The following is a 23,751-nucleotide window of genomic DNA, read 5'->3' as shown; positions in this document are numbered from 1 at the left end:
GCGAGCAGCCCTTCAGCCGTGAATGACCGTATAACGGCCCTCGCCGTTCATCACGTCCACCAGCGCACCCGGCGTGCGGATCGAAAACACGATGACGGGGATCGAGTTGTCGCGGGCAAGCGCTATCGCCGTCGCATCCATCACCTTCAGCCCGCGCTCCAGCACCTGCTGCGGCGTCAGCGTTTCATAGCGTTCCGCGTCCGGGTTGATCTTCGGATCCTCGGAATAGACGCCGTCGACGCTTGTCCCTTTCAGGAACGCGTCGCAGCGCATTTCCGCCGCGCGCAGTGCAGCGCCGCTGTCGGTGGTGAAGAACGGGTTTCCCGTGCCGCCGGCGAAAACGATAACGTCGCCGTCTTCCATATAGCGGTCCGCGCCGCGCTGGGTGAATGTCTCGCAGATGGAAGGCACCGGAACGGCCGAAAGCACACGGGCCGGGACGCCGAGGCGCCGCAGGGCGTCGGCTAGCGTCAGGCTGTTCATCACCGTCGCCAGCATGCCCATGTGGTCGCCGGTTACGCGGTTGCCGCCCTTGGCCGCCACCGCCACGCCGCGGAAGATATTGCCGCCGCCGACCACGACGCCGACCTGGGCTCCCAGCCGGACGGCCTCCGCGATCTCATTCGCCACACGGTCGACCGTTGCCGGGTCGATGCCGAAATCCTGCCCTCCCATGAGGGCCTCCCCCGACAGCTTCACGAGAACCCGTCGCCAGCGAAGCTTACTGGTCATGTCACTCACCCACCCATCGACGCTCGGTTTGATTATCAGCTTATAGGCCATTCGGGCGCGTTTGCGGCAGCCCGATATTTGTCGGCCCCTGCCCTATTCGTGAAAAAGCGCGGGTACAAGAACCTTGCCCGCGCCTGTCCCCACAAAATGTCAGACAAAGAAAAAAGGCGCCGGATGATCCGACGCCTTTTCGCTTCAGTGACCCGCTGCCGCCGCCACTTCGGCGGCGAAATCGGTTTCCTCTTTCTGGATGCCCTCGCCGAGAGCGAAGCGGGCAAAGCCCTTGATCGTGACCGGCGTGCCGAGTTCCTTCGCCAGGTTCTCGGCCGCCTTCTCGACCGTGTTGTCCGGGTCGATCACGAAAGCCTGCTTCAGCAGCGTGACTTCCTCGTAGAACTTGCGCAGGCGGCCTTCCACCATCTTCTCGATGATATTCTCCGGCTTGCCGGACTCCCGGGCCTGCTCGATGAAGATCGAACGCTCGCGCTCGACGACGGCCGGATCCAGCTCGTCGGTCTGCAGGGCCAGCGGGCTCGTCGCGGCGACGTGCATCGCGACCTTGCGGCCGAAGTCGTTGAGCTTGTCCTTGTCGCCCGAGGATTCGACGGCAACCAGGACCCCGATCTTGCCGAGGTTTTCAGCAATCGAAGAGTGGATGTAGGTGGCAACCACGCCCTCGGAGACTTCAAGCACCGCACAACGGCGCAGCGTCATGTTCTCGCCTATGGTCGCGATGGATTCCTTGATCTCGTCTTCGACGGTGCGCGAACCGCCCGGGAAGGTGGTGGCGTTCAGCTTGGCGATGTCGCCGTCCGACGCAAGGGCCGCTTCCGCAACGCCACGAACGAGCTTCTGGAAGCCCTCGTTGCGCGCCACGAAGTCGGTTTCGGAATTCAGCTCGATCACGGCCGCCTTGTTGCCGGCGCCGACGACGCCGACCAGGCCCTCTGCCGCCACGCGGCTCGCCTTCTTGGCGGCCTTGGAAAGGCCCTTGGCGCGCAGCCAGTCGATGGCCGCTTCCATATTGCCGCCGGTCTCGTTCAGGGCTGCCTTGCAGTCCATCATGCCCGCGCCGGTCGTCTCGCGAAGCTCTTTTACCATCGCTGCGGTAATGCTCATCGATCGCCTCGTTGATGGGTTATCTGTTGGAATGAAACGGGCGGACTCGGTCCGCCCCCGACCATCGGCCACCGTTACCGGAGGCTGTTCGCGATGGTCATGCTCTTGAAACAGGACCGCGCCGCGCGAAACGCCGTTGGCGCGAATCCCGGAAACTCCACCAGCCATCCTCGCATGACAAAAGGCCATGACGACCGGATGACTTCGGCAAGGCTTCCGGCCGGGCGACTGTCCGCCGCCTCGGCCGGCTGTCCTGCTTTATTCGGCAGCGGCCTCACCTTCGTCGGCCAGGGCCGGCTCGACCGGAGCTTCCTCGGAAGCTCCGACGTCGACGCCCATGCTGCCCTGGGCACGCGCAATGCCGTCGATGGCGGCGCGGGCGATGAGGTCGCAATAGAGCGTGATGGCGCGACCGGCGTCGTCATTGCCGGGAACCGGATAGTTGATGCCGTCCGGATCGCAGTTGGAATCGACGACCGCGGCAACCGGGATCCCAAGGCGGCGAGCCTCCTGGATGGCGATCGCCTCGCGGTTGGTGTCGATGATGAAGATCAGGTCGGGCAGACCGCCCATGTCCTTGATGCCGCCAAGGTTGCGCTCGAGCTTTTCGCGCTCGCGGCTCAGGAACAGGCGTTCCTTCTTGGTCAGGCCGCTGTTCTCGTTGCCGAGCAGCTCTTCCAGCTTGCGCAGCCGCTGGATCGACTGGGAAATCGTCTTCCAGTTGGTCAGCATGCCGCCGAGCCAGCGGGCGTTGACATAGTACTGGGCCGAGCGGCGGGCCGCTTCGGCGACCGCTTCCTGGGCCTGGCGTTTCGTGCCGACGAGCAGAACGCGGCCACCGGCGGCAACCGTATCCGACACCGCTTTCAGCGCCTGGTGCAGCATCGGCACCGACTGAGCGAGATCGATGATGTGGATATTGTTGCGCACGCCGAAGATGTACTGACCCATCTTCGGGTTCCAGCGGTGCTTCTGGTGACCGAAATGCACGCCTGCTTCAAGCAGTTGGCGCATAGTGAAATCGGGCAGGGCCATAGCCTTGCAACTCCTGTTTTTCCGGTTGAACCTCCGCAGGGCGCAACGGCATCTGCCGTGCTTTCACCGGATGGATCTCGCGTTTCCGCGATACCGGCCCTGCGTGTGGAATGCGCGCCTTATAAGCGCCGCCGCGCGCCAATTCAAGTCCATGCCGGCGTTCTCCGACGCCAATGCCATGAAATACCGCCCTGAAGCCGCTGCCATGCCACCCGGAGGTCAGAACCAGGAGCTGAAAAAGCGCGTCCAGGCCGTATCCCGCGTGGCGCCGAAACCAAGACCTCCACCGCCGACCTGCCTGAACGACTGGCTCAGCCCCAGCGCCGTGCAAAACAGGAAGCAGGCATTGATGACCGTCATCAGGATGAGCCAGGCGACGTTCAGTTGCGGATCGGCGTTTAGGCCCGCAAGCACCAGCGACAGGAGACCGGCAGTCCAGCGTTGCCCCACGCCGAATTGGGCCAGCGTGTTCGCGACAAGCTGGATGACGAAGGACGCGCCTCCCGCCGTCAGTACCGAATTGGGTTCGAAGAAAGCCAGATCATTCATGTCGCGCCTCCATTTCGCGGGAGAGGTAGGTGAAGATTTGCGGATCGAAGGCAATAGGACCCCAACGGGCACGAACTTCCGCCGTTTCGGCAATCCGGCTCCATCGGTCGGCGTATGTCGGATGGGTATCGCTCTCGAATGGATGGAGGCCTTCCGCGCAGCGCAGAAGGTCGAAGAGCGTGGGTATCGCCACTTCGCTTGGAACATTGTTCTCAAGCACGCCCTCCGCCGCTTCACAGTCCAGCAGCCATAGCAGGGCTTGCCGGTCGGCTTCGTATTCCTGGCGGTGCGAACCCATGCCGCTCATGCGCCGGTGCCCGAGATGCCAATGGGCGACCTCGTGGAGCACGATCCAGACCTTCTGGGTCTTCGCGATCATATGGCCCATGCGGGCATATCGGTCAAAGCCCGGAGTTTCTTCCATGACGACCGCCCGAAAGGCTGCCTCCCCGCCCTCGCCATGGATGTCAGCCGTCAGGCCCAGCATGAAGGGAAGCGCATGGAAGGTCGCGTCGAGATAGGCCTGCTCGAGCGCAGCCACATGCGTCATGGCACCGAAATGAATATCGGAGGCGCCGAGTACCCATTCGTTCAGGACATCGAGCGATTGCAGCAGGCCGATGCTCAGGCTGATGAAGGAACCGAGGCCGAAAACGGGTCCCCGAAAAAAGCCGGCGTCGAATGTTGTATGGAAACTGAGACCGCTTGCCGGAAGCGGCTGACTGACCCCGCAATGGGCGAGTATCCCCTGAACGATCTGAAGAATGTCGCCATAGTCCGGGTTGGTGGCCGGAGACAGGCCTATCCAGCCTTGAGCGATCCTCGCGTGGACCGGATCGTCAGCATCAAGGCCGACCAGAAGTTCCCGCAGATGGTCCGGGAGGTCATCGGCGGCGAACGCGAATGTCGGCCGCGCCCAAAGACCTTCCGGCGAGACTTCCGCCCGCCACATCCGCCGGATCACCTCACGGCGAAAGCCGCTGAGTTGATGCCTGCCGAGACGCCGCTGTGCAATGCGCGCATCCATGCCGCCCCCGCTCTGGCTGGACCGTCCTTCTCTTATCTGGCAGGTTTCGCAGGCTGGCCGGTTTTTCTCAAGCTGACGCCATCGAACCGGAAGTCGTCATTTCGTTCAATCTCAAGAAAAACAAAGTAGTCACTTCTTTCAATTAATCTCACCGCCCACACGACCCACCACATTCCGGCAACATCGGAAGATTTCTCTGTCGAATCCCCCAATGCCAAAGCAAATCAAGTTGACTTCAACCTGAATACCCTATCGTAAATTTCCTAAAAACGAAAATGGCAATTTGCAGTCGCGCGCCTCAATGGAGCTTGGCGCGGCTACACTTTGCGACGCGTCGCGTCGGAGGCCACAATTTGTGAGGCGCTTCACTCGTTTACGCTGCTGTTCACCAGGTACTTCTGCCCAATTGCGGATATGGCACCTGAATCGGAGCGGACGGCTGCCGGTCCTCGCTCCGTTACGCCATCTGCACTTCGACCACGCCCGGAATGGCCTTCACCGCGCCGGCTATCTGCGGCGAGAGCCGGTAGCGGCCGGGAAGCCTGACCTCCACCTCGCGCTGGCCGCCGTCGAGAAGCACGACGACGCTGACGTCGCCATCGCCCCTGTCCTTCAGATGGCGCGACAGACTGCCGGCCGCATTGCCGTCGCGAACGAAAACCGTGAGGTTCTTCTGCACGCGCTCCGCCGCCTTCTCCAGCGGATCCACCGCCTGGATGCGGAGGCTCGGCTCGTCGTCGCGCATATCCGCGCCCACCAACAGCACGACGGAACGTCCGGGCTCCAGCTGGTCGCGAAACTGGTGCAGAGCCTCGGAGAAGAGCAGCGCCTCGTATTGCCCGGTCGGGTCCGAAAGGCGGACGATACCCATGCGGCTGCCGGAGCGGGTCTTGCGCTCCTGGCGGGCGACCACCGTACCGGCAAGCCGCCCCGCCGCGGCGCCGTTCTTGACCGCCACCTGGAAATCCGCCCACATCTGCACCCGCATCCGCTTCAGCAGCGCGGCATATTCGTCGAGCGGATGAGCCGATAGATAGAAGCCGACTGCCGCGTGTTCGCGCTGTAACTGGTCTTCCGGCAGCCAGGGCTGGCAGTCCGGCAGGTTGAAGGGCTCGATATCCTCCGCCCCCCCGAACATGTTGCCCTGACCGGAAAAGGCATCCTCCTCGGTCCGCTGCGCTACCGCCACGATCCGATCGAGGCCTTCAATCAGGCGGGCGCGGTTGCGCTCCAGATCGTCAAAGGCGCCAGCGGCGGCAAGATTTTCCAGCGTCCGCTTGTTGACCTGCCTGGCGCTAATGCGGCGCGCGAAATCCCCGACATTGGCGAAGCGGTTCGCCGCCCGCGCCTCGACGATATGCTCCACCGCCTGTTCCCCGACGCCCTTGATCGCACCGAGCGCATAGCGGATCTTGCCGTCCTCCACCTCGAAATGCACGCCGGAGCGGTTGACGGAAGGCGGCAGCACGGAGATCCCCATACGCCGCGCCTCCTGGCAGAAGTCGTTCAGCTTGTCCGTGTTGCCAAGGTCGAGCGTCATGGACGCGGCCATGAACTCCACCGGATGGTTCGCCTTCAGCCACGCCGTCTGATAGGAGACGAGCGCATAGGCGGCGGCATGCGATTTGTTGAAGCCGTAATTCGCGAATTTCGCCACCAGGTCGAAGATCGTTCCGGCCTGTTCCTTGTCGACGCCGCGCTCGACCGCGCCATCGACGAAGCGGGCGCGCTGCACCTCCATTTCCGAGGCGATCTTCTTGCCCATGGCGCGGCGCAGCAGGTCGGCTTCGCCGAGCGAATAGCCCGACAGAACCTGCGCGATCTGCATCACCTGCTCCTGGTAGACGATGATGCCGTTCGTCTCCTTCAGGATCGGCTCGAGCAGCGGATGCAGGTAGTCCGGCTCCTGCTCGCCATGCTTCACCGCGTTATAGACCGGGATATTGTCCATCGGGCCCGGACGGTAGAGCGCCACCAGCGCCACGATATCCTCGAAACGATCCGGCTTCATGCCGGCGATCGCCCGGCGCATGCCCTGACTTTCAAGCTGGAACACGCCGACCGTCTCGCCGGCCGCCAGCATCTTGTATGTCTTCACGTCGTCGATCGGCAACGAGGCGATGTCGACCTCGATCCCCTTGCGGCGGATCAGCTTCACCGCCGTATCGATCACCGTCAGCGTCTTCAAGCCCAGGAAGTCGAATTTCACCAGGCCGGCCTGCTCCACCCATTTCATGTTGAACTGGGCGACGGGCATGTCGGAGCGCGGATCGCGATAGAGCGGCACCAATTGCTCAAGCGGGCGGTCGCCGATCACAACGCCCGCCGCATGGGTGGAGGCGTGCCGGTAGAGGCCTTCCAGCTTCTGCGCCATGGTCAGCAGCCGGTCGACGCCCTCTTCGTCGCGCTGCGCTTCCTGCAGGCGCGGCTCGTCGCGGATCGCCTGTTCCAGCGTGATCGGCTTGCCCGGCACTGCCGGAACCAGCTTGGACAGCCGGTCGACCTGGCCGTAAGGCATCTGCAGCACGCGGCCGACGTCGCGCAATACCGCTCGCGCCTGCAACGTTCCGAAGGTAATGATCTGCGCCACCTGCGCCCGGCCGTATTTCTCCTGGACGTAGCGAATTACCTCCTCGCGCCGGTTCTGGCAGAAGTCGATGTCGAAGTCTGGCATCGACACGCGTTCCGGGTTGAGGAAGCGCTCGAACAGCAGCGCAAAGCGCATCGGATCGAGGTCGGTGATGGTCAGCGACCAGGCCACCAGCGAGCCTGCGCCCGAACCGCGCCCCGGTCCGACCGGAATATCCTGCGCCTTCGCCCACTTGATGAAGTCGGCAACGATCAGGAAGTAGCCGGGAAACTTCATCCGCTCGATGACGCTCAGCTCGTAGTCGAGCCGGTCCCAGTAGTCCTTCTCCGTCGTGCCCGGCGCCGTGCCGTGGTCGGCGAGCCGCTTGGCCAGGCCGTCCTCCGCCTGGAGGCGCAGTTCCGCCGCTTCCGCCTTCTCCGCTTCTTCCGCGTCGGCATCGGCCCCGGCGAAGCGCGGCAGGATCGGCTTGCGCTTCAGCGGACGATAGTGGCAACGGCGCGCGATCTCGACGGTATTTTCCGTCGCCTCTGGCAGGTCGGCGAAGAGCGCCTGCATTTCCGCCCGCGTCTTGAAATAGTGCTCCGGCGAGAGCCTGCGCCGATCGTCCTCGATCAGCACCCTGCCCTCCGAAATGCAGATCAGCGCGTCATGCGCCTCATAATCCTCGCGCTCCGGAAAGAAAGGTTCGTTGGTCGCTGCCAGCGGCACGCCACGCCGGTAGGCCAGATCGAGAAGGCCAGGCTCGATCTCACCCTCCTCGTTCAGGCCGTGACGCTGGATCTCCACGTAAAGCCGGTCGCCGAAGGCATCGAGCAGCGTCGAGAGCCGCGCCTCGGCAAGCTTCTGCTCGCCCGCCAGCACCGCCTGCCCTACCGTGCCGTGAAAGCCGCCGGTCAGCGCGATCAGCCCGCGCGCCTTTTCCGCCACCCTGCCCATCGGCACATGGGCACGCATGCTCGGATCCGTATCGAGGAACGACCGGCTGACGAGGTCCATGAGGTTGGAATAGCCCTCCTCGCTCTGGGCGAGCAGGACGATTTCACTCAGCCTTTCCTGCGTGCGGCGCAGGCGGACGCCATCGTCGCCGAAATCGACGAGCAGTTGCACGCCGACGATCGGCTGAATGCCGTAGCCCCAGGCCTTCTCGGAGAATTCCAGCGCGCCGAACAGATTGCCGCTGTCGGCGACCGCCAGGGCCGGCTGATCGTCGACCTTGGCGAGATCGATCAGCTTGCCTAGCGGCAAGGCTCCTTCAAGAAGCGAATAGGCGGAATGCGTGCGGAGGTGGACAAACCCGACATTCGACATCACGCATCCCCGAAGGCTTTCCCGCCCGCATCGATCGCACGCGGACGGGACAGAAGGCAAAATACCTGATCGATCTTGCCCGATTCAGGTGCCCGCTTCGACCGCGGCCGTCAACTCGCCCACCGTTTTAAGGCGCATGTGGAAAAGACGGGAGAGAGGGGGGCAGCTCAAAACACCGCCATCAAGGCATCGCTCCACACGGCAAGCGTGGTTGCGAACATAACGAGCGATCCGAAAGCCGCGACGTCCTGGAAGAAATCTCTCGCAAAACCGAACATGATCATCCCCCACCTGATTGCTCAATCGATGCAAATGATCTTGTTCCCGTATTGTTCTTTTTACAACCCCCTTATGTTCTTCTTGTTCAAAGTGGTAAATAGTTCCTAAATAGATGGGTTTGAGGCTTCGTCTTGCCCGATTCTGTCCCACCGTCCGCCGGTCAGATTTCCAGCACCAACCCGTCTTCCAGCGTGATACGGCGATCCATCCGCTCGGCCAGCTCCAGGTTATGAGTGGCCAGCACCGCCGCCAGTCCCGACGCCCGTACGAGCGCTACCAATGCATCGAACACATAGGCGGCCGTCTTCGGATCGAGATTGCCGGTCGGCTCATCGGCAAGCAACAGCCGGGGAGCGTTTGCCACGGCCCTTGCGATCGCCACCCGCTGCCGCTCCCCACCCGAAAGCTCGGCCGGACGGTGCGTCACACGCTCCGAAAGCCGCATATAGCCCAGAAGTTGCCGGCTGCGTTCCTCCGCCTCCTTCCGGTCGAGTCCCCGGATCAGCTGCGGCAGGGCGACATTTTCCAGCGCCGTAAACTCCGGCAGCAGGTGGTGGAACTGATAAACGAAGCCGATATCGTTGCGCCGGATCGCCGTACGCTGGCTGTCGGAGGCCCGCCCGCAGGCGACGCCGCCGATATAGACCTCGCCCTCGTCGGGTCGCTCAAGCAGTCCGGCAATCTGCAGCAGGGTCGACTTGCCCGCGCCCGACGGCGCGACGAGTGCTACGATCTGTCCCGGGTAGAGCGTCAGGTTCGCGCCCTTCAGCACGTTGAGACGCCCTTTCCCCTCGCTGAAGCTTTTGCGGATATCGACGAGCTCCAGGGGCGGCGCGTCATGCGCCTCCTGCATCGGCTCCTGCCAGCGGTTTTCCTCCTGCTGAATGGTCATTCGTATCTAAGCGCCTCCACAGGATCGAGGCGCGCCGCACGCCATGCCGGATAAAGCGTCGCAAGCAGCGACAGCACGAGCGCCATCAGCACCACAGTGATCGTCTCACCCGTGTCCATGTCCGCCGGCAGGCGGCTGAGGAAATAAAGTTCCGGCGAAAACAGCTCGGTGCGGGTCAGCCAGGAGATGAACTGACGGATCGTCTCCACGTTCTGGCAGACGACGAAGCCGAGAACGAAGCCCGCGATCGTACCGACCACGCCGATGCTGGCCCCGGTGATGACGAATACGCGCATGATCGCGCCGCGCGTCGCGCCCATCGTGCGCAGGATGGCGATGTCGTGCCCCTTGTCCTTCACCAGCATCGTCATGCCGGAGATGATGTTGAGCGCCGCCACCAGCACGATCAGCGTCAGGATCAGGAACATCACGTTGCGCTCCACCTCGAGCGCGGAGAAGAAGGTGACGTTGCGCTGCCGCCAGTCGGAGACGAAAGCCGGCCGGCCGGCGCCGCCTTCCACCGCAATACGCATTTCGCCGACGGCATCGGGATCGGTCGCGAAGATCTCGATGCCGGTCGCCGCGCCGTCCTGGTTGAAGTAGCGCTGGCCTTCCTCAAGCGGCATGAAGACGAAGGTGCTGTCGTATTCCGACATGCCGATCTCGAAGATCGCTGTCACCGGATAGCCCTTCACGCGCGGCGTCACGCCCAGCGGCGTGACATTTCCCTTGGGGCTGACGAGTGTCACGGTGTCGCCGACGGTGACGCCAAGCTGCTGCGCCATGCGCGTGCCGATGGCAATCGACGTGCTCTCGTCGAAACCGTCGAGCGTTCCGGCGCGCACGTTCTCCGCCACCAGCGGCAACTGCCTCAGGTCGGAGGCGCGCACGCCGCGCACCAGCCCGCCGAATGCGCCCGAAGGGCCGGAAACCAGCGCCTGTCCTTCCACGAAGGGCATGGCGAAGCGAACGCCGTCTACATTGTCGAGCCGGGCGGCCACCGCGTCGAAATCGTCGAGCGGCGAATCGATGGGCTGCAGCAGCATGTGGCCGTTGATGCCGAGGATCTTCGACAGCAGCTCGCCGCGAAAGCCGTTCATCACCGCCATGACGATGATAAGCGTCGCCACGCCCAGCATGATGCCGACGAAGGAGAAACCTGCAATGACCGAGATGAAGGTTTCCCGCCGCCTTGCGCGGAGGTAGCGACCGGCGATCATCCATTCGAAGGCAGCGAAGGGTCTCGTTCCGTTCGGCTGGCTTGCGGCGTCGGCGCTGGCACTCATCGGGCGACGGTTTCCTCGGCTAGGGTCAGATGAGAATCAGCCCTTCAGTTCGGCGATCAGACGGTTGATCGCTTCCTGCGGCGAAAGCGAGACGCGCTCGCCGCTGCGGCGGTTCTTCAACTCCACGACGCCGTCCTTCAACCCACGCGGACCGACGATCAACTGCCAGGGCAAGCCGATGAGGTCCATCGTGGCGAATTTCGCGCCGGCCCGAGTATCCTCGTCATCATAGAGAACTTCAATGCCGGCATTTTCCAGCTGCCGGTAGAAGTCCGCGCAGGCCTCGTCCGTCGCGGCGTCGCCCGGCTTCAGGTTGATCAGGCCGACATGGAATGGCGCGACCGAAGCCGGCCAGACGATGCCCTCGTCGTCGTGATGCGCCTCGATGATGGCTCCAAGCAGCCGCGACACGCCGATGCCGTAGGATCCCATGTGAACGACGGCTTCCGAGCCATCCGACAGGGTGACTTTCGCGTTCATCGGCTCGGAATACTTCGTGCCGAAATAGAAGATATGCCCCACCTCGATGCCGCGCGCCGAAACCTTGCGGTCCTCGGCCACCTGATTGAAGGCGGCTTCGTCGTGCATCTCGTCGGTCGCCGCGTAGGGGGTCGTCCAGGCCTCGACGATCGGCGTCAGGTCGGAGGCAAAATCCGTGTCCGCGCCGGGAATCGGCAGGTCAAGGATATCCTTGCTGCAGAACACCTCGCTCTCACCGGTCGAGGCGAGGATGATGAACTCGTGACTCATGTCGCCGCCGATCGGTCCGGTATCGGCGCGCATCGGGATCGCCTTCAGTCCCATCCGGTCGAAGGTCCTGAGATAGGCGACAAACATGCGGTTATAGGCGTGGCGCGCCGCTTCCTTGTCGGTGTCGAAAGAATAGGCATCCTTCATCAGGAACTCGCGGCCGCGCATGATGCCGAAGCGGGGGCGCACCTCGTCACGGAACTTCCACTGGATGTGGTAGAGATTCAGCGGCAGATCCTTGTACGACCGTATGTAGGCCCGGAAGATCTCGGTGATCATCTCCTCGTTGGTCGGACCGTACAGCATCTCGCGCTCATGGCGGTCGGTGATGCGCAGCATCTCCTTGCCATAAGCGTCGTAGCGCCCGCTCTCGCGCCACAGGTCCGCCGCCTGGATCGTCGGCATCAACAGTTGCACCGCACCGGAGCGGTTCTGCTCTTCCTCGACGATCCGCTCGATCTTGCGCAGCACGCGCAAGCCCAAGGGCAACCACGCGTAGATGCCCGCCGATTCCTGGCGGATCATCCCGGCCCGCAGCATCAGGCGGTGGGAGACGATCTCCGCTTCCTTCGGCGTTTCCTTGAGGATGGGCAGGAAGTATCGGGACAGACGCATGCGCGGCACTCATCGGCTGGTTCGTCTTGCCGAAAGCCGGCGATGTCGCTTCGGGCTCGCGGAAAGAGCGATAATTTCTCTCTGTCAGGAATCCCTCAGCCTCACGGGAAACCACCTGATTCCTGCGCTTGAACACAAAGCGCATCGCCCCCCAAAACACAAGCCCCACGGTCAGGGGAATCGCGGATGCGAGATTTAGCCGCGACAGCGTGCAATCCTGGCCGCGAACACGCTCAATCCAGGATTGCAGCCCTGCCCGCGAAATCACCGCCGCCGGGCCGCCCGGTTACGGAATCCAGCACACCACGCACAAGCGCTTCATTAGAAAAGGATTTTAGCATTTTGATCGAATGGTCAAAAAATATCTCCCTCCGTCAAAAGGCCAAGAGCAAATTTTTTAGGCGGAAGTTGCACAAAATGATGACAAGCGGAATTCGATGGAGTAACTTCCCTCCCCATAACAAAGGCCGGCAGTGAAAACGCTTACCGAGCCAATAACAGACATCGCGGTCTGAGTCTTGGGAGGAAAGACCTTTTGGCGCGCCGTTATCGGCTGCTGCCCGCTTGCGAAGATTAACGTCCCAACAGGCGTGAAAAGGTTAAGGACGCGCAACTTTTTAAAAGCAAGGCCTCGCGGCCTTGCTTTTTTGTTTATTCTTCCTGTTTCACCCGCAAATCAATTGGCCGCGAAGCAATAGAGCAGCCCGTCGCCACCCGTGCCACGAAGCGCATCCTGGCTGCAACCGCGGCTCGGATGCGAGGAATTCCAGGACTTGGACGGCGCATCGTCGCGCAGGCCTATGCGGTCGTGGTGGCCGACCATTGCACTGCCGTCGCCGTTCAGCGTCCAGTCCCCGCAAGTGTTTTCATTAGCCGTGCCGTCCGCGTTGCTGCCCGTCAGGATGTCATGCCGGTTCGGGTTGTCGCCGCGGCCGTTGATGACCTCGCCCGTTTCCGAAAGGCCGGTTTCCTTGGTGATGCCGTTGGCGTCCGAATGCAATTCCTCGACGCTTGCCGCAATCACGATACCCTTGGCATTCGCCCACGGGCCGCTGCCGATCCTGTCGCGGGCGTTTTCGGAAGAGGTGCTGAGATAGGCGCGCCAAGTCTTGCCGGTGACGCCGGCCGCCTCTGCAAGCGACTGGCAATGGGTATCGGCTCCGGCCAGCCCGCCCAGATTGGCTCCGTCGCCCGGCCCTTGGCTGGTGATGAAGAATGACATGTCCGGCGACTGCGCCTGAGCGGCAAAACACACGCTCGTCAATAGCGCAGCGGCGCCCATAAATACCTTCACGCGATGCATGGCAACGGTCCTCCCTTATGAGCCATAGGGAAGAAGCGTAGGGCGGTGCCTGCCGTTTGGTATGTCAATTCGCCGTTTGGGCTGCCCTCACCCTGTAAATTCAATCAAGGTTTCGTGAGGGTAGACCGCTCAGATCGGAAAGTCGTCCAGCGTCAGGCCGGAATATTCCTTTAGCCAATAGAAGATTGCAAAGACCACGCCGGCGACGATCGTGGTGATGATCGCCTTCTGCAGCAGACGGGGGTGTGCCGGAGCGCTCGGAACCGATCCCGGCACGACCTCGCCATGTTCTTCCTGCGTGCGCACGCCGATCGGCAGCACCGCGAAGAGCACGACCCACCAGATGATGAAATAGATGGCGAGTGCCGAGGTCAGAGACAAAACCGGTTCCTTTGTTCGCTTTCTGTCGCCGTCAGGCCTGCTCCAGCTCCACGAGCGTACCGTTGAAGTCCTTCGGGTGAAGGAAGAGCACCGGCTTGCCATGCGCGCCAATCTTCGGTTCGCCGGAACCGAGCACCCGGGCGCCCTGTTCTTTGAGCCGATCGCGGGCTGCGAGAATGTCGTCCACCTCATAGCAGACATGATGGATACCGCCAGAGGGGCTGCGGTCCAGGAAGGCCTGGATCGGAGAATTCTCGCCGAGCGGCTCCAGCAATTCGATCTTGGTATTCGGCAGCTCGATGAAGACCACCGTGACACCATGATCCGGCTCGGCCTGCGGCGCGGAAATGGTCGCGCCGAGAACGTCGCGATAGGTCGCCGACGCCTTTTCGAGATCCGGTACGGCAATGGCTACGTGATTGAGGCGCCCGATCATCGATAAGCACTCCCTGGCGGCGGTTGAGTTCGATCCGCCCATATCTGCCGCGCCGGCGCGGCTGCGTCCAGTGGCCATAAGGCCACCTCGCCCTCGCGGCGCGCCTCGATCAGACGCGCCAGACGATCGCGCGTGTCACGGGCTTCTTGCCCCAGCGCTCCTGCACGGCAGCCCGCGCCGCGCGCCTTGCCGCCTCCGCCACAAGGTCCTTGTCCCTGCGGCGGCCCTTGGGAATACTCCCCACCGCGCCGGTCACCGCATCGATGACGATCTCCTCGAACGTATCGCCACGCCCGTCGGCATCCGGCAGGCCGAAAAGCGCCACTTCCGGCTCGCCGAGCAGCATCCCCTTGCCGTCGACCGCCAGCGTCACGACCACAGCACCCGCAAAGGAAAGCTTGCGCCTTTCGCGCACGCCGGTTTCTTCCGGATCGCCAAGAATATTACCGTCGCGCACGGAGAGGCCCACCGGCACCTCGTCGACGATCTCCACCGGGCCCGGCACCAGGCGCACCATGTCGCCGTTGCGCGCCACCAGGCTTTCGCCGATGCCATGCTCTTGCGCTAGTTGGCGCTGCGCTTCTAGATGCAGCGCCTCGCCATGGGCCGGGATCAGCGCTTCCGGCTTCAGCAGGTCATAGAGCTGCACCAGCTCGCCGCGGCGCGGATGGCCGGAGACATGGACCAGGCCATCACGGTCGGTGATGACTTCGATGCCTTGCTCCACAAGCTGGTTGATGATGGCGTTGACCGCCTTCTCGTTGCCCGGAATGGTGCGCGAGGAGAAGATCACCTGATCGCGGCGCGACAGCACCACGTTGCGGTGATCGCCCGCCGCCACCCTGGCCATCGCCGCCCGCGCCTCGCCCTGGCTGCCGGTCAGAAGCGCCACCACCTTGTCGCGCGGCAGGTAGCCGAAGGCTTCCTCGTCGAGGAACGGCGGCAGCCCGTCCATGTAGCCAAGCTCGGTCGCCACATCGATGACGCGGCGCATGGAGCGACCCATCACCACAACCTCGCGCTCGGCCGCCCGGGCCGCCAGTGCCACGCTGCGGATGCGGGAGATGTTGGAAGCGAAGGTCGTCACGGCGACGCGGTACTTCGCCTTGCGGATGATCCGGCCGAGTTCCTGCGCCACATCCGCCTCGCTCGGGCTTTCGCCCTCACGGATTGCGTTGGTGCTGTCGCAGATGAGCGCCCGCACGCCTTCCCGGCCGATCTCGCTCAGCCGCTTGGTGTCGATAGGCAAGCCGACCCCGGGCGTCGGGTCGATCTTCCAGTCGCCCGAATGGACAACCGTGCCGATATCCGTGCGAATTGCCAGCGCGCAAGGCTCGGGAATGGAATGCGACTGCGACACGAACTCGACATCAAAGGGGCCGATCCTGTGACGCGATCCCTGCTCGACCACGGTGACCGGCAGATGCTCGGCACCGAACTCGCTCTCCTTTTTCGCCTCCAGAAGACCGGCGGCGAAGGGCGTCATGTAGAGCGGCGCCTTCAGCTTCGGCCAGAGATGGATCAGCGCGCCGTAATGATCCTCGTGTGCATGGGTGATGACGATGCCGTCGAGCCGGTCACGCTCTTCCTCGATGAAGCGGATATCGGGCATCAGCACGTCGACGCCCGGCAGATCGGGGCCGGCGAAGGAGACGCCGCAATCCACCATCAGCCAGCGGCGGTCGTGCTCGGGCCCGTAACCGTACAGGCCCATGTTCATGCCGATTTCGCCAAGGCCGCCGAGGGCGACGAAAACGAGCTCACTGCCGCCCGCCATACGATACTCCTGTCTGCAGGAGTCGGCGCCCTGCCGCTCCTATCCGGTCATTCAGCCGAAGAACACATCCCCCGCCGAGACATGCTCGACGAGCCCGTTGTCGAGGCGAAGCCGCAAGCGGCCATCCTGTTCGATCCCGAGGAAGACGCCGGCAATTTCCCTGTCAGGGTAACGAACGGTAATCCTTTCGCCAATTCCGGACGCCCGGGCAAGCCAATCCTTGCGAATTCCGGCAAAACCATCGTTCTCCCGCCATTGGTCGAGACGGCCCGCAACAGATTTCGCCAAATGCGCGAAGAGATGTTCCGGCGCAATGCGGTAGCCGAACATGGCAAGATCGCCGGCGGGATAGAGACCGAGATCTGGATGGTGGGCACAATTGACGCCGAAGCCGCAGACGATGGCTCCCTGCTCGCCCGACAGCGGTAGTGCCTCCAGCAGGATACCGGAAATCTTGCGTCCATCGACCAGCAAGTCGTTCGGCCACTTGAGCTTCACCAGCCCAAGCACGCCGCAGGCCGCCTCCACCGCGTCTGCCAGTGCGATGGCCGCCACCATCGGCAGGTTGCCAAGCCGCTCCTCCGGCATCGGCTCCATCAGGAGCAGCGAAGCGTAGAGATTGCCCCGCGCGGAGGACCAGCCCCTGCCGCGGCGTGCGCGCCCGGCCGTCTGCTCCTGGCTGATTACCCAGAGCTTCCCGGCGTCCCCGCTACGTGCCGCGTCCATCGCCACCGCGTTGGTCGAGCCCACGGACGGGAAGGCCTGATAGCGAAAGCCCGGCGCACTGGGCACCGGGCGCACGCTTCCGTCGAAGATCATTGCGCTCAGAACAGCGTCTTCGCGGCTTCGCTGGCCAGGGCAACCACCGGGCCGGCAAAGACGGAGAAGAACAGCACGAAGGCACCCGAAAGGCCGAGCACCACCTTGAGCTCTCCCGGCATGGGCAGGAACTTCTGCGCCGGATCGTCGAAGAACATCACCTTGACGATGCGCAGGTAATAATAGGCACCCACCACCGAAGTCAGTACGCCGATCACCGCCAGCGGATAGAGCCCGGCCTCTACCGCCGCCCGGAACACATAGAACTTGGCGAAGAAGCCGACGAAGGGAGGAATGCCGGCCAGCGAGAACAGGATGATCGCCAGCAGCACCGCCATCGGCAGGTTGTTGCGAGACAGGCCGGCCAGTTCGTCGATCTCCTCGACCATGCCTTCCTTCCGCCGCATCGCGAGGATGCAGGCGAAGGCGCCGAGCGTCATCGCCATATAGGCCGTCAAGTAGACCACCACGCCCTCGACGCCGGTTTCCGAACCGGCCGCAAGGCCGACAAGCGCGTAGCCCATGTGGCTGATCGAGGAATAGGCCATCAGCCGCTTGATGTTGCGCTGTCCGATCGCGGCAAACGCACCAAGCGCCATGGACGCGATCGCGACGAAGACGACGATCTGCTGCCAGTCGGACCCGACCGGCTGGAAGGCGTCGATCACGATGCGGGTCAGCATGCCCATGGCCGCAATCTTCGGTGCCGCGGCGAAGAAGGCCGTGACCGGTGTCGGCGCTCCCTCATAGACATCAGGCGTCCACATGTGGAAGGGAACGGCCGAGATCTTGAACGCGATACCGGCAAGGATGAACACCAGGCCGAAGGTCAGGCCGAGAGACGTGCCTTCCGCACTCAGTGCCGCGGCGATCGGACCGAAGCCCGTCTGGCCGGTAAAGCCATAAACCAGCGACATGCCATAGAGCAGCATGCCGGAGGACAGGGCGCCGAGCACGAAATACTTCAGGCCAGCTTCCGTCGAACGCACACTGTCGCGGTTGATCGAGGCGACCACGTAGAGCGCCAGCGACTGCAGCTCCAGGCCGAGATAAAGCGCGATCATGTCGTTGGCCGACAGCATCAGGAGCATGCCGAGCGTCGCGAGGACGATCAGCACCGGATATTCGAAGCGCTCGAAATGCTCGTTGCGGGCATAGGCCACCGACATGGCGATCGCCAGGCCCGATCCGATCAACGTCAGGATCTTGAGGTAACGTGAGAAGCCGTCCTGCAGGAAGGCGCCGCCGAAGGTGACGCCCTCCCCCGGGCTCGCGATCAGCATGACCGCCGCGACCGTCAGCACCGCGACCGACATGCCGGTGACGACCGGCGTCGAGCGCTCGCCGCCGAACACGCCGACCATCAGGAGGAAGAGAGCGCCCACCGCCAGCAGCAACTCCGGCAGCACGGGCATCAAATCGGGAAGTTCAGTCACCATCGTTCGTCTCTCGCCCCCGGCTCTTAATGCGCCAGCAATGCTGTCTTGCCGGCAGCGGTCAGGGCTGCCTGGTAGTTCTGTATCAACGCGTCCACCGAAGCCTGCGTCACATCAAGCACCGGCGCCGGATAGAAGCCGAAGAACACCGTCAGCACGATCAGCGGTACCAGGATCACCTTCTCGCGCAGCGACAGGTCGAGGATCGACTTCAGGCTCTCCTTGTCGAGCGTACCGAAGATTACCCGCTTGTAGAGGTAAAGCGCGTAGGCCGCAGACAGGATCACGCCAGTAGTCGCGATCAACGCCACCCAGGTATTCACCTCGAAGGCACCGAGCAGCGTCAGGAACTCGCCGACGAAACCGCTCGTCCCCGGCAGGCCGACATTGGCCAACGTGAAGATGAGGAAGGCCACCGCGTAAAACGGCATGCGGTTCACGAGGCCGCTATAGGCCGCGATCTCTCGGGTATGCATGCGGTCGTAGATAACGCCGACGCACAAGAACAGCGCGCCCGACACGATGCCGTGCGACAGCATCTGGAACAGGCCGCCCTGGATACCCTGCTCGGTCATCGTGAAGATGCCCATCGTCACGTAGCCCATATGGGCGACCGACGAATAGGCAATCAGCTTCTTGATGTCTTCCTGCGCCAGCGCCACCAGAGACGTGTAGACGATCGCCACCACCGAAAGGGTGAAGACGAAGGGCGCGAACAGGTCGCTGGCAACCGGGAACATCGGCAGCGAGAAGCGCAGGAAGCCGTAACCGCCCATCTTCAGCAGGATTGCCGCCAGAATCACAGATCCGGCCGTCGGCGCTTCCACGTGCGCGTCCGGAAGCCAGGTATGCACCGGCCACATCGGCATCTTCACCGCGAAGCTGGCGAAGAAGGCAAGCCACAGCCATGTCTGCATGCTGGCCGGGAAGGAATGCGCCATCAGCGTGGGAATGTCGGTCGTACCGGCGTCCCAGTACATCGCCATGATGGCGATCAGCATCAGCACGGAGCCAAGCAGCGTGTAGAGGAAGAACTTGTAGCTCGCATAGACGCGGCGCTTGCCGCCCCAGATGCCGATGATCAGGAACATCGGGATGAGGCCGGCTTCGAAGAACACGTAGAACACCACCAGATCGAGGGCGCAGAACACGCCGATCATCAGCGTTTCCAGCACCAGGAAGGCGATCATGTATTCCTTGACGCGCCGCTCGATGCTCACCCAGCTCGCCAGGATGCAGAAGGGCATCAGGAAGGTCGTCAGGATGACGAACAGCATGGAGATGCCGTCGACGCCCATGCGGTAGGAGATATTGCCGCCGAGCCAGTCCCACCGTTCCTCGAACTGGAAGCCGGCCGTCTGGTAGTCGAAATTCGCCCAGATGAACAGCGACGCGAGGAAGGTGAAGCCGGTCGTAATAAGGGACACCCAGCGGATGTTCTGCCTCGCGCTTTCGTCATCGCCGCGAACCAGCAGGATGAAGAATACGCCGACAAGCGGAATGAAGGTGATGGTGCTGAGAATAGGCCAGCTCATTAATGAGCACCCCCGCCGGAGAACATGGACCAGGTGACAAGTGCGGCAACGCCGATGAGCATGGCGAAGGCATAGTGATAGACGTAGCCCGTCTGCAGACGCACGACCCAAGTCGTTACGTTCTGCACGCGGGCGGACACGCCGTCCGGACCGAAGCCGTCGATGATCGCGCCGTCGCCCTTCTTCCAGAGCTGGCGGCCGACCCACATTGCAGAGCGGACGAAGATCGCGTCATAGAGCTCGTCGAAGTACCACTTGTTGAGAAGGAAGCGGTACAGTCCGTCATGACGCGCAGCCAGTGCGCGCGGCGTCTCCGGCGAGCGGATGTAGAAGTACCAGGCAACCGCAAGGCCACCGGCCATCATCACCGTGGCCGTGAGCTTCACCCACAGCGGCACTTCGTGCATGTCGTGCAGGATGTGGTTTTCCGCCGAGACGAACAGCGAGCCTTTCCAGAACTCCTCATAGGCATGGCCGATGAATTGACCCGAGAAGGTGAAGCCGGCAGCGATCGCCCCGACCGCAAGCAGCATGAGCGGCACCGTCATGACGAGTGGTGATTCATGCACGTGCTTCATCACATCGACGGAAGCGCGAGGCTTGCCGTGGAAGGTCATGAAGGTCAGGCGCCAGGAGTAGAACGAGGTCAGCGCCGCGGCGGCAACTGTCAGCCAGAAGCCGTAGAGCGCGAAGTCGTTGTGGCCGGCATAAGCCGCCTCGATGATGGCGTCCTTTGAGAAGAAGCCTGCCGTCAGCGGGAAGCCGGTCAGCGCAAGCGTACCGATCATCATCGTCCAGTAGGTGATCGGGATATGCTTGCGCAGCCCGCCCATCTTGCGCATGTCCTGCTCGTTGGAGACGGCGTGGATCACCGATCCCGCGCCGAGGAACAGCAGCGCCTTGAAAAAGGCATGCGTGAACAGGTGAAAGATACCGACCGAATAGGCGCCCACGCCGAGCGCCACGAACATGTAGCCGAGCTGCGAACAGGTCGAATAGGCGATAACGCGCTTGATGTCGTTCTGCACCAGACCGACGGTGGCCGCGAAGAAGGCCGTGGTCGCGCCAAAGAACGTAACGACCGTCAGCGCCGTGTGCGATAGCTCGAAGAGCGGCGACAGGCGCGCGACCATGAACACGCCGGCGGTCACCATCGTCGCCGCATGGATGAGCGCGGAGACCGGCGTCGGGCCCTCCATGGCGTCGGGAAGCCAGGTGTGCAACAGGAACTGCGCCGACTTGCCCATGGCACCCATGAAGAGCAGCAGGCAGACGGCGGTCAGCGCGGATTCCGCTTCAAGATGGTAGCCGAGGAACACCATCTCCTGCGCGCCCTGCCCTTCGGCCAGTGCCTGCGCGTTGGCGAAGATCGTCTCGAAATTGATGGAATCGAAGAGATAGAAGACGCCGAAAATGCCGAGGGCGAAACCGAAATCGCCGACGCGGTTGACGACGAATGCCTTGATGGCCGCCGCATTGGCCGAAGGCTTGTGATACCAGAAGCCGATCAGCAGGTAGGACGCGAGGCCCACGCCTTCCCAGCCGAAGAACATCTGTAGCAGGTTATCGGCCGTCACCAGCGTCAGCATGGCGAAGGTGAACAGCGACAGATAGGCGAAGAAGCGCGGCCGATGCGGATCGTGGTGCATGTAGCCGATGGAATAGACATGCACCAGCGCCGATACCGTGTTGACCACGACCAGCATCACCACCGTCAGCGTGTCGACGCGGATCGACCAGTCGACATCCAGCGCGCCGGAGGTGATCCAGCGCAGCACGGTTATGCGAATCAGCTCGGTCTCGCCGAAACCCACACTGAAGAAGGCGATCCACGACAGGAGCGCGGCGATGATCAGCAAGCCCGAAGTAATGTATTCGGACGCCTTGGCCCCGATATAGCGGCCGAAAAGGCCGGCGATCAGGAAGCCGATAAGGGGGAGAAAGACGATCGCGGAGTACATGCGCGCCCTCAGCCTTTCATCATGTTGACGTCTTCCACGGCAATGGAGCCGCGGTTGCGATAGAAAGCGACGAGAATTGCAAGCCCGATCGCCGCCTCGGCAGCGGCCACGGTCAGCACCAGCAATGCGAAGACCTGCCCGACGAGGTCGCCGAGGTAGGAGGAGAACGCGACGAGGTTGATATTGACGGCCAGCAGCAGCAGCTCGATCGACATCAGAATGACGATCACGTTCTTCCGGTTCAGGAAGATGCCGAAAATCCCGATCGTGAACAGGATCGCCGCCACCGTCAGGTAATGAGATAGACCGATTGTCATGGGCGCGCTCCGCGTGCTCCCCGTTCCCTGTGAAGACGGGACACCGTCAGACCGGTGCCCCGCTCGATTTCAATTCCGCCGACGCGAAGCCTCGCGTCAGATACCCTTGCCAGTTTCCACCTTGCGCACCTCGATCGCCGTCGCCTTGTTGCGGGCAACCTGGGCCGAGACATCCTGTCGGCGCACGCCTTCCTTATGGCGCAGCGTCAGCACGATGGCGCCGACCATGGCGACCAGAAGCACGAGACCGGCTACCTGGAAGAAGTAGACGTAGCGGGTGTAGATCACCTCGCCCAACGCCTGGATGTTGGAGGCCTCGGAGAGCGCGGGCGTCGGCGTGGCGACCTGCGCGGTCACTTCCGGGCCGATCACCCATGCGCCCAGCCCGAGCAGCAGTTCCACCAGCAGAATGATGCCGACCAGCGCACCGACCGGCAGATACTGCAGGAAGCCCTGCCTGAGTTCGACGAAGTCCACGTCCAGCATCATCACGACAAAGAGGAAGAGCACCATCACCGCGCCGACATAGACGACGACGAGCAGCATGGCGAGGAACTCGGCCCCAAGCAGGATGAACAGACCCGCTGCGTTGAAGAACGCGAGGATCAGGAACAGAACCGAATGCACGGGATTGCGCGAGGCAATGACCATGACGGCCGATGCCACGCAGATGCCGGCAAAAATGTAAAAGAAGACGGCTTGCAGAACCATGTCTCCGTTTGCTCCCGTCGCTTTCCTTCAAGGCACCACCCGGACCGGGCGGCAGGGCCGTTTCAAATATTGCGCGCACAGTTCTCCGCCACGCTGGCCAACCCCTTAAGGTCCGCCGGCCGGCCGCCGCTTGTCAGCGATAGGGAGCGTCCATGGCGATGTTGCGTGCGATTTCCCGTTCCCAGCGATCGCCGTTCTCGAGAAGCTTTTCCTTGCTGTAGTAGAGTTCTTCACGGGTCTCCGTCGCGAACTCGAAATTCGGTCCCTCGACCACCGCATCGACGGGGCAGGCCTCCTGGCAGAAGCCGCAATAGATGCACTTCACCATGTCGATATCGTAGCGGGTCGTGCGCCGGGTGCCGTCGTTACGGCGCGGACCGGCCTCGATGGTGATTGCCTGAGCCGGGCAGATCGCCTCGCACAGTTTGCAGGCGATGCAGCGCTCCTCGCCGTTCGGATAACGGCGCAGAGCGTGTTCGCCGCGGAACCGCGGGCTCACCGGCCCCTTCTCGAAGGGGTAGTTGATCGTCGGCTTCGGCTTGAAGAAATACCGCATGGCGAGGAAGAACGCCGACACGAACTCCTTCAGAAAGAGCGAATTGACGGCCTGTTGCAGTCCCATGGCCCTGAAGCCTCTCTCTCGCGTTTCTCTCAGCCCGCCAACTGGCGGGCCGCGATATAGCCGATCACCGGAAACCCGATGACCGTCAAACCCATGACCAGCACCCGGACCGGCTCCTCGAAGCGTTCGAGAAAGCCGCCGTTGCCCGTCTTCTGCTTCCGTTTCTCGACCTGCGCCCTGAGGACGCCAGTGAGGATCTTGTAGTCGAGCCAGCCGATATAGAGCCCGATTGCCGCCCCGATCAGGCCGGCGAGCGATATCGGCATGGTCC

21 protein-coding genes are annotated in these 23,751 nt (G+C 62.8%); all 21 read right to left on the bottom strand.

The genetic code is table 11. The features are described from left to right. Positions 1-12: 12 nt before the first annotated feature. The 21 genes from pyrH to H2509_RS05130 all read right to left on the bottom strand — a co-directional run bounded on the left by pyrH (position 13) and on the right by H2509_RS05130 (position 23,746). Positions 13-732, bottom strand: a complete 720-nt coding sequence (gene pyrH, locus H2509_RS05230; RefSeq protein WP_182162997.1) for a UMP kinase — start codon at positions 730-732, stop codon at positions 13-15. Positions 733-927: 195 nt separating this feature from the next. Continuing rightward, complete coding sequence (tsf, locus tag H2509_RS05225; protein WP_182162995.1) at positions 928-1,851, bottom strand: translation elongation factor Ts; 924 nt, start codon at positions 1,849-1,851, stop codon at positions 928-930. Positions 1,852-2,109: 258 nt separating this feature from the next. Then, positions 2,110-2,886, bottom strand: coding sequence for a 30S ribosomal protein S2 (rpsB, locus tag H2509_RS05220; RefSeq protein WP_182162993.1), 777 nt, complete (start codon positions 2,884-2,886; stop codon positions 2,110-2,112). Positions 2,887-3,105: 219 nt separating this feature from the next. After that, positions 3,106-3,435, bottom strand: a complete 330-nt coding sequence (locus tag H2509_RS05215) for a hypothetical protein (RefSeq protein ID WP_182162991.1) — start codon at positions 3,433-3,435, stop codon at positions 3,106-3,108. After that, positions 3,428-4,462: a phage exclusion protein Lit family protein gene (locus H2509_RS05210; RefSeq protein WP_182162989.1), complete on the bottom strand. Its 1,035-nt coding sequence runs from the start codon at positions 4,460-4,462 to the stop codon at positions 3,428-3,430. Before H2509_RS05210 ends, H2509_RS05215 begins: the two co-directional genes overlap by 8 nt. 457 nt (positions 4,463-4,919) lie before the next feature. After that, a complete protein-coding gene (gene dnaE, locus H2509_RS05205; protein WP_182162987.1) occupies positions 4,920-8,360 on the bottom strand; it encodes a DNA polymerase III subunit alpha in 3,441 nt (1,146 codons plus the stop codon). A 439-nt stretch (positions 8,361-8,799) separates the two neighbouring features. Next, complete coding sequence (locus H2509_RS05200) at positions 8,800-9,531, bottom strand: ABC transporter ATP-binding protein (protein WP_408022664.1); 732 nt, start codon at positions 9,529-9,531, stop codon at positions 8,800-8,802. Next, positions 9,528-10,817: a lipoprotein-releasing ABC transporter permease subunit gene (locus tag H2509_RS05195; RefSeq protein WP_235974696.1), complete on the bottom strand. Its 1,290-nt coding sequence runs from the start codon at positions 10,815-10,817 to the stop codon at positions 9,528-9,530. The genes H2509_RS05200 and H2509_RS05195 overlap by 4 nt, the downstream gene beginning before the upstream one ends. Before the next feature lie 36 nt (positions 10,818-10,853). Further along, complete coding sequence (gene proS, locus H2509_RS05190) at positions 10,854-12,182, bottom strand: proline--tRNA ligase (RefSeq protein ID WP_182162985.1); 1,329 nt, start codon at positions 12,180-12,182, stop codon at positions 10,854-10,856. Positions 12,183-12,858: 676 nt separating this feature from the next. Then, positions 12,859-13,485: a hypothetical protein gene (locus H2509_RS05185; protein ID WP_182162983.1), complete on the bottom strand. Its 627-nt coding sequence runs from the start codon at positions 13,483-13,485 to the stop codon at positions 12,859-12,861. Positions 13,486-13,614: 129 nt separating this feature from the next. Continuing rightward, entirely contained in the window at positions 13,615-13,866 is a 252-nt protein-coding gene (locus H2509_RS05180; RefSeq protein WP_182162981.1) for a DUF1467 family protein, read from the bottom strand. 31 nt (positions 13,867-13,897) lie between these two features. Next, a complete protein-coding gene (gene mce / locus H2509_RS05175; RefSeq protein WP_182162979.1) occupies positions 13,898-14,302 on the bottom strand; it encodes a methylmalonyl-CoA epimerase in 405 nt (134 codons plus the stop codon). A gap of 109 nt (positions 14,303-14,411) precedes the next feature. Beyond that, positions 14,412-16,079 carry a ribonuclease J gene (locus tag H2509_RS05170; RefSeq protein ID WP_182162977.1) on the bottom strand — a complete coding sequence of 556 codons (1,668 nt, stop codon included), beginning with the start codon at positions 16,077-16,079 and terminating at the stop codon, positions 14,412-14,414. A 51-nt stretch (positions 16,080-16,130) separates the two neighbouring features. Beyond that, entirely contained in the window at positions 16,131-16,871 is a 741-nt protein-coding gene (locus tag H2509_RS05165; RefSeq protein ID WP_209001803.1) for a biotin--[acetyl-CoA-carboxylase] ligase, read from the bottom strand. Positions 16,872-16,903: 32 nt separating this feature from the next. Beyond that, a complete protein-coding gene (gene nuoN / locus H2509_RS05160) occupies positions 16,904-18,337 on the bottom strand; it encodes an NADH-quinone oxidoreductase subunit NuoN (RefSeq protein ID WP_209001802.1) in 1,434 nt (477 codons plus the stop codon). 23 nt (positions 18,338-18,360) lie between these two features. Continuing rightward, complete coding sequence (locus tag H2509_RS05155) at positions 18,361-19,869, bottom strand: NADH-quinone oxidoreductase subunit M (protein WP_182162973.1); 1,509 nt, start codon at positions 19,867-19,869, stop codon at positions 18,361-18,363. Beyond that, positions 19,869-21,830 carry an NADH-quinone oxidoreductase subunit L gene (gene nuoL / locus H2509_RS05150; protein WP_182162971.1) on the bottom strand — a complete coding sequence of 654 codons (1,962 nt, stop codon included), beginning with the start codon at positions 21,828-21,830 and terminating at the stop codon, positions 19,869-19,871. Before nuoL ends, H2509_RS05155 begins: the two co-directional genes overlap by 1 nt. An 8-nt stretch (positions 21,831-21,838) precedes the next feature. After that, positions 21,839-22,147: an NADH-quinone oxidoreductase subunit NuoK gene (nuoK, locus tag H2509_RS05145; protein WP_182162969.1), complete on the bottom strand. Its 309-nt coding sequence runs from the start codon at positions 22,145-22,147 to the stop codon at positions 21,839-21,841. Positions 22,148-22,243: 96 nt separating this feature from the next. Then, a complete protein-coding gene (locus tag H2509_RS05140) occupies positions 22,244-22,858 on the bottom strand; it encodes an NADH-quinone oxidoreductase subunit J (protein WP_182162967.1) in 615 nt (204 codons plus the stop codon). Between the two features lie 133 nt (positions 22,859-22,991). Continuing rightward, on the bottom strand, positions 22,992-23,480 hold the full coding sequence (nuoI, locus tag H2509_RS05135) for an NADH-quinone oxidoreductase subunit NuoI (RefSeq protein WP_182162965.1): 489 nt from the start codon (positions 23,478-23,480) through the stop codon (positions 22,992-22,994). Positions 23,481-23,509: 29 nt separating this feature from the next. Beyond that, positions 23,510-23,746 (bottom strand): hypothetical protein, encoded by a 237-nt coding sequence (locus tag H2509_RS05130; protein WP_182162963.1) that lies wholly within the window; start codon positions 23,744-23,746, stop codon positions 23,510-23,512. Between the last annotated feature and the right edge of the window lie 5 nt (positions 23,747-23,751).

It is taken from the genome of Stappia albiluteola (assembly GCF_014050225.1).
Classification (GTDB): domain Bacteria; phylum Pseudomonadota; class Alphaproteobacteria; order Rhizobiales; family Stappiaceae; genus Hongsoonwoonella; species Hongsoonwoonella albiluteola.
The sequence above is the reverse complement of the archived record's forward strand: the minus strand, read 5'-3'. Positions and strand labels throughout refer to the sequence as shown.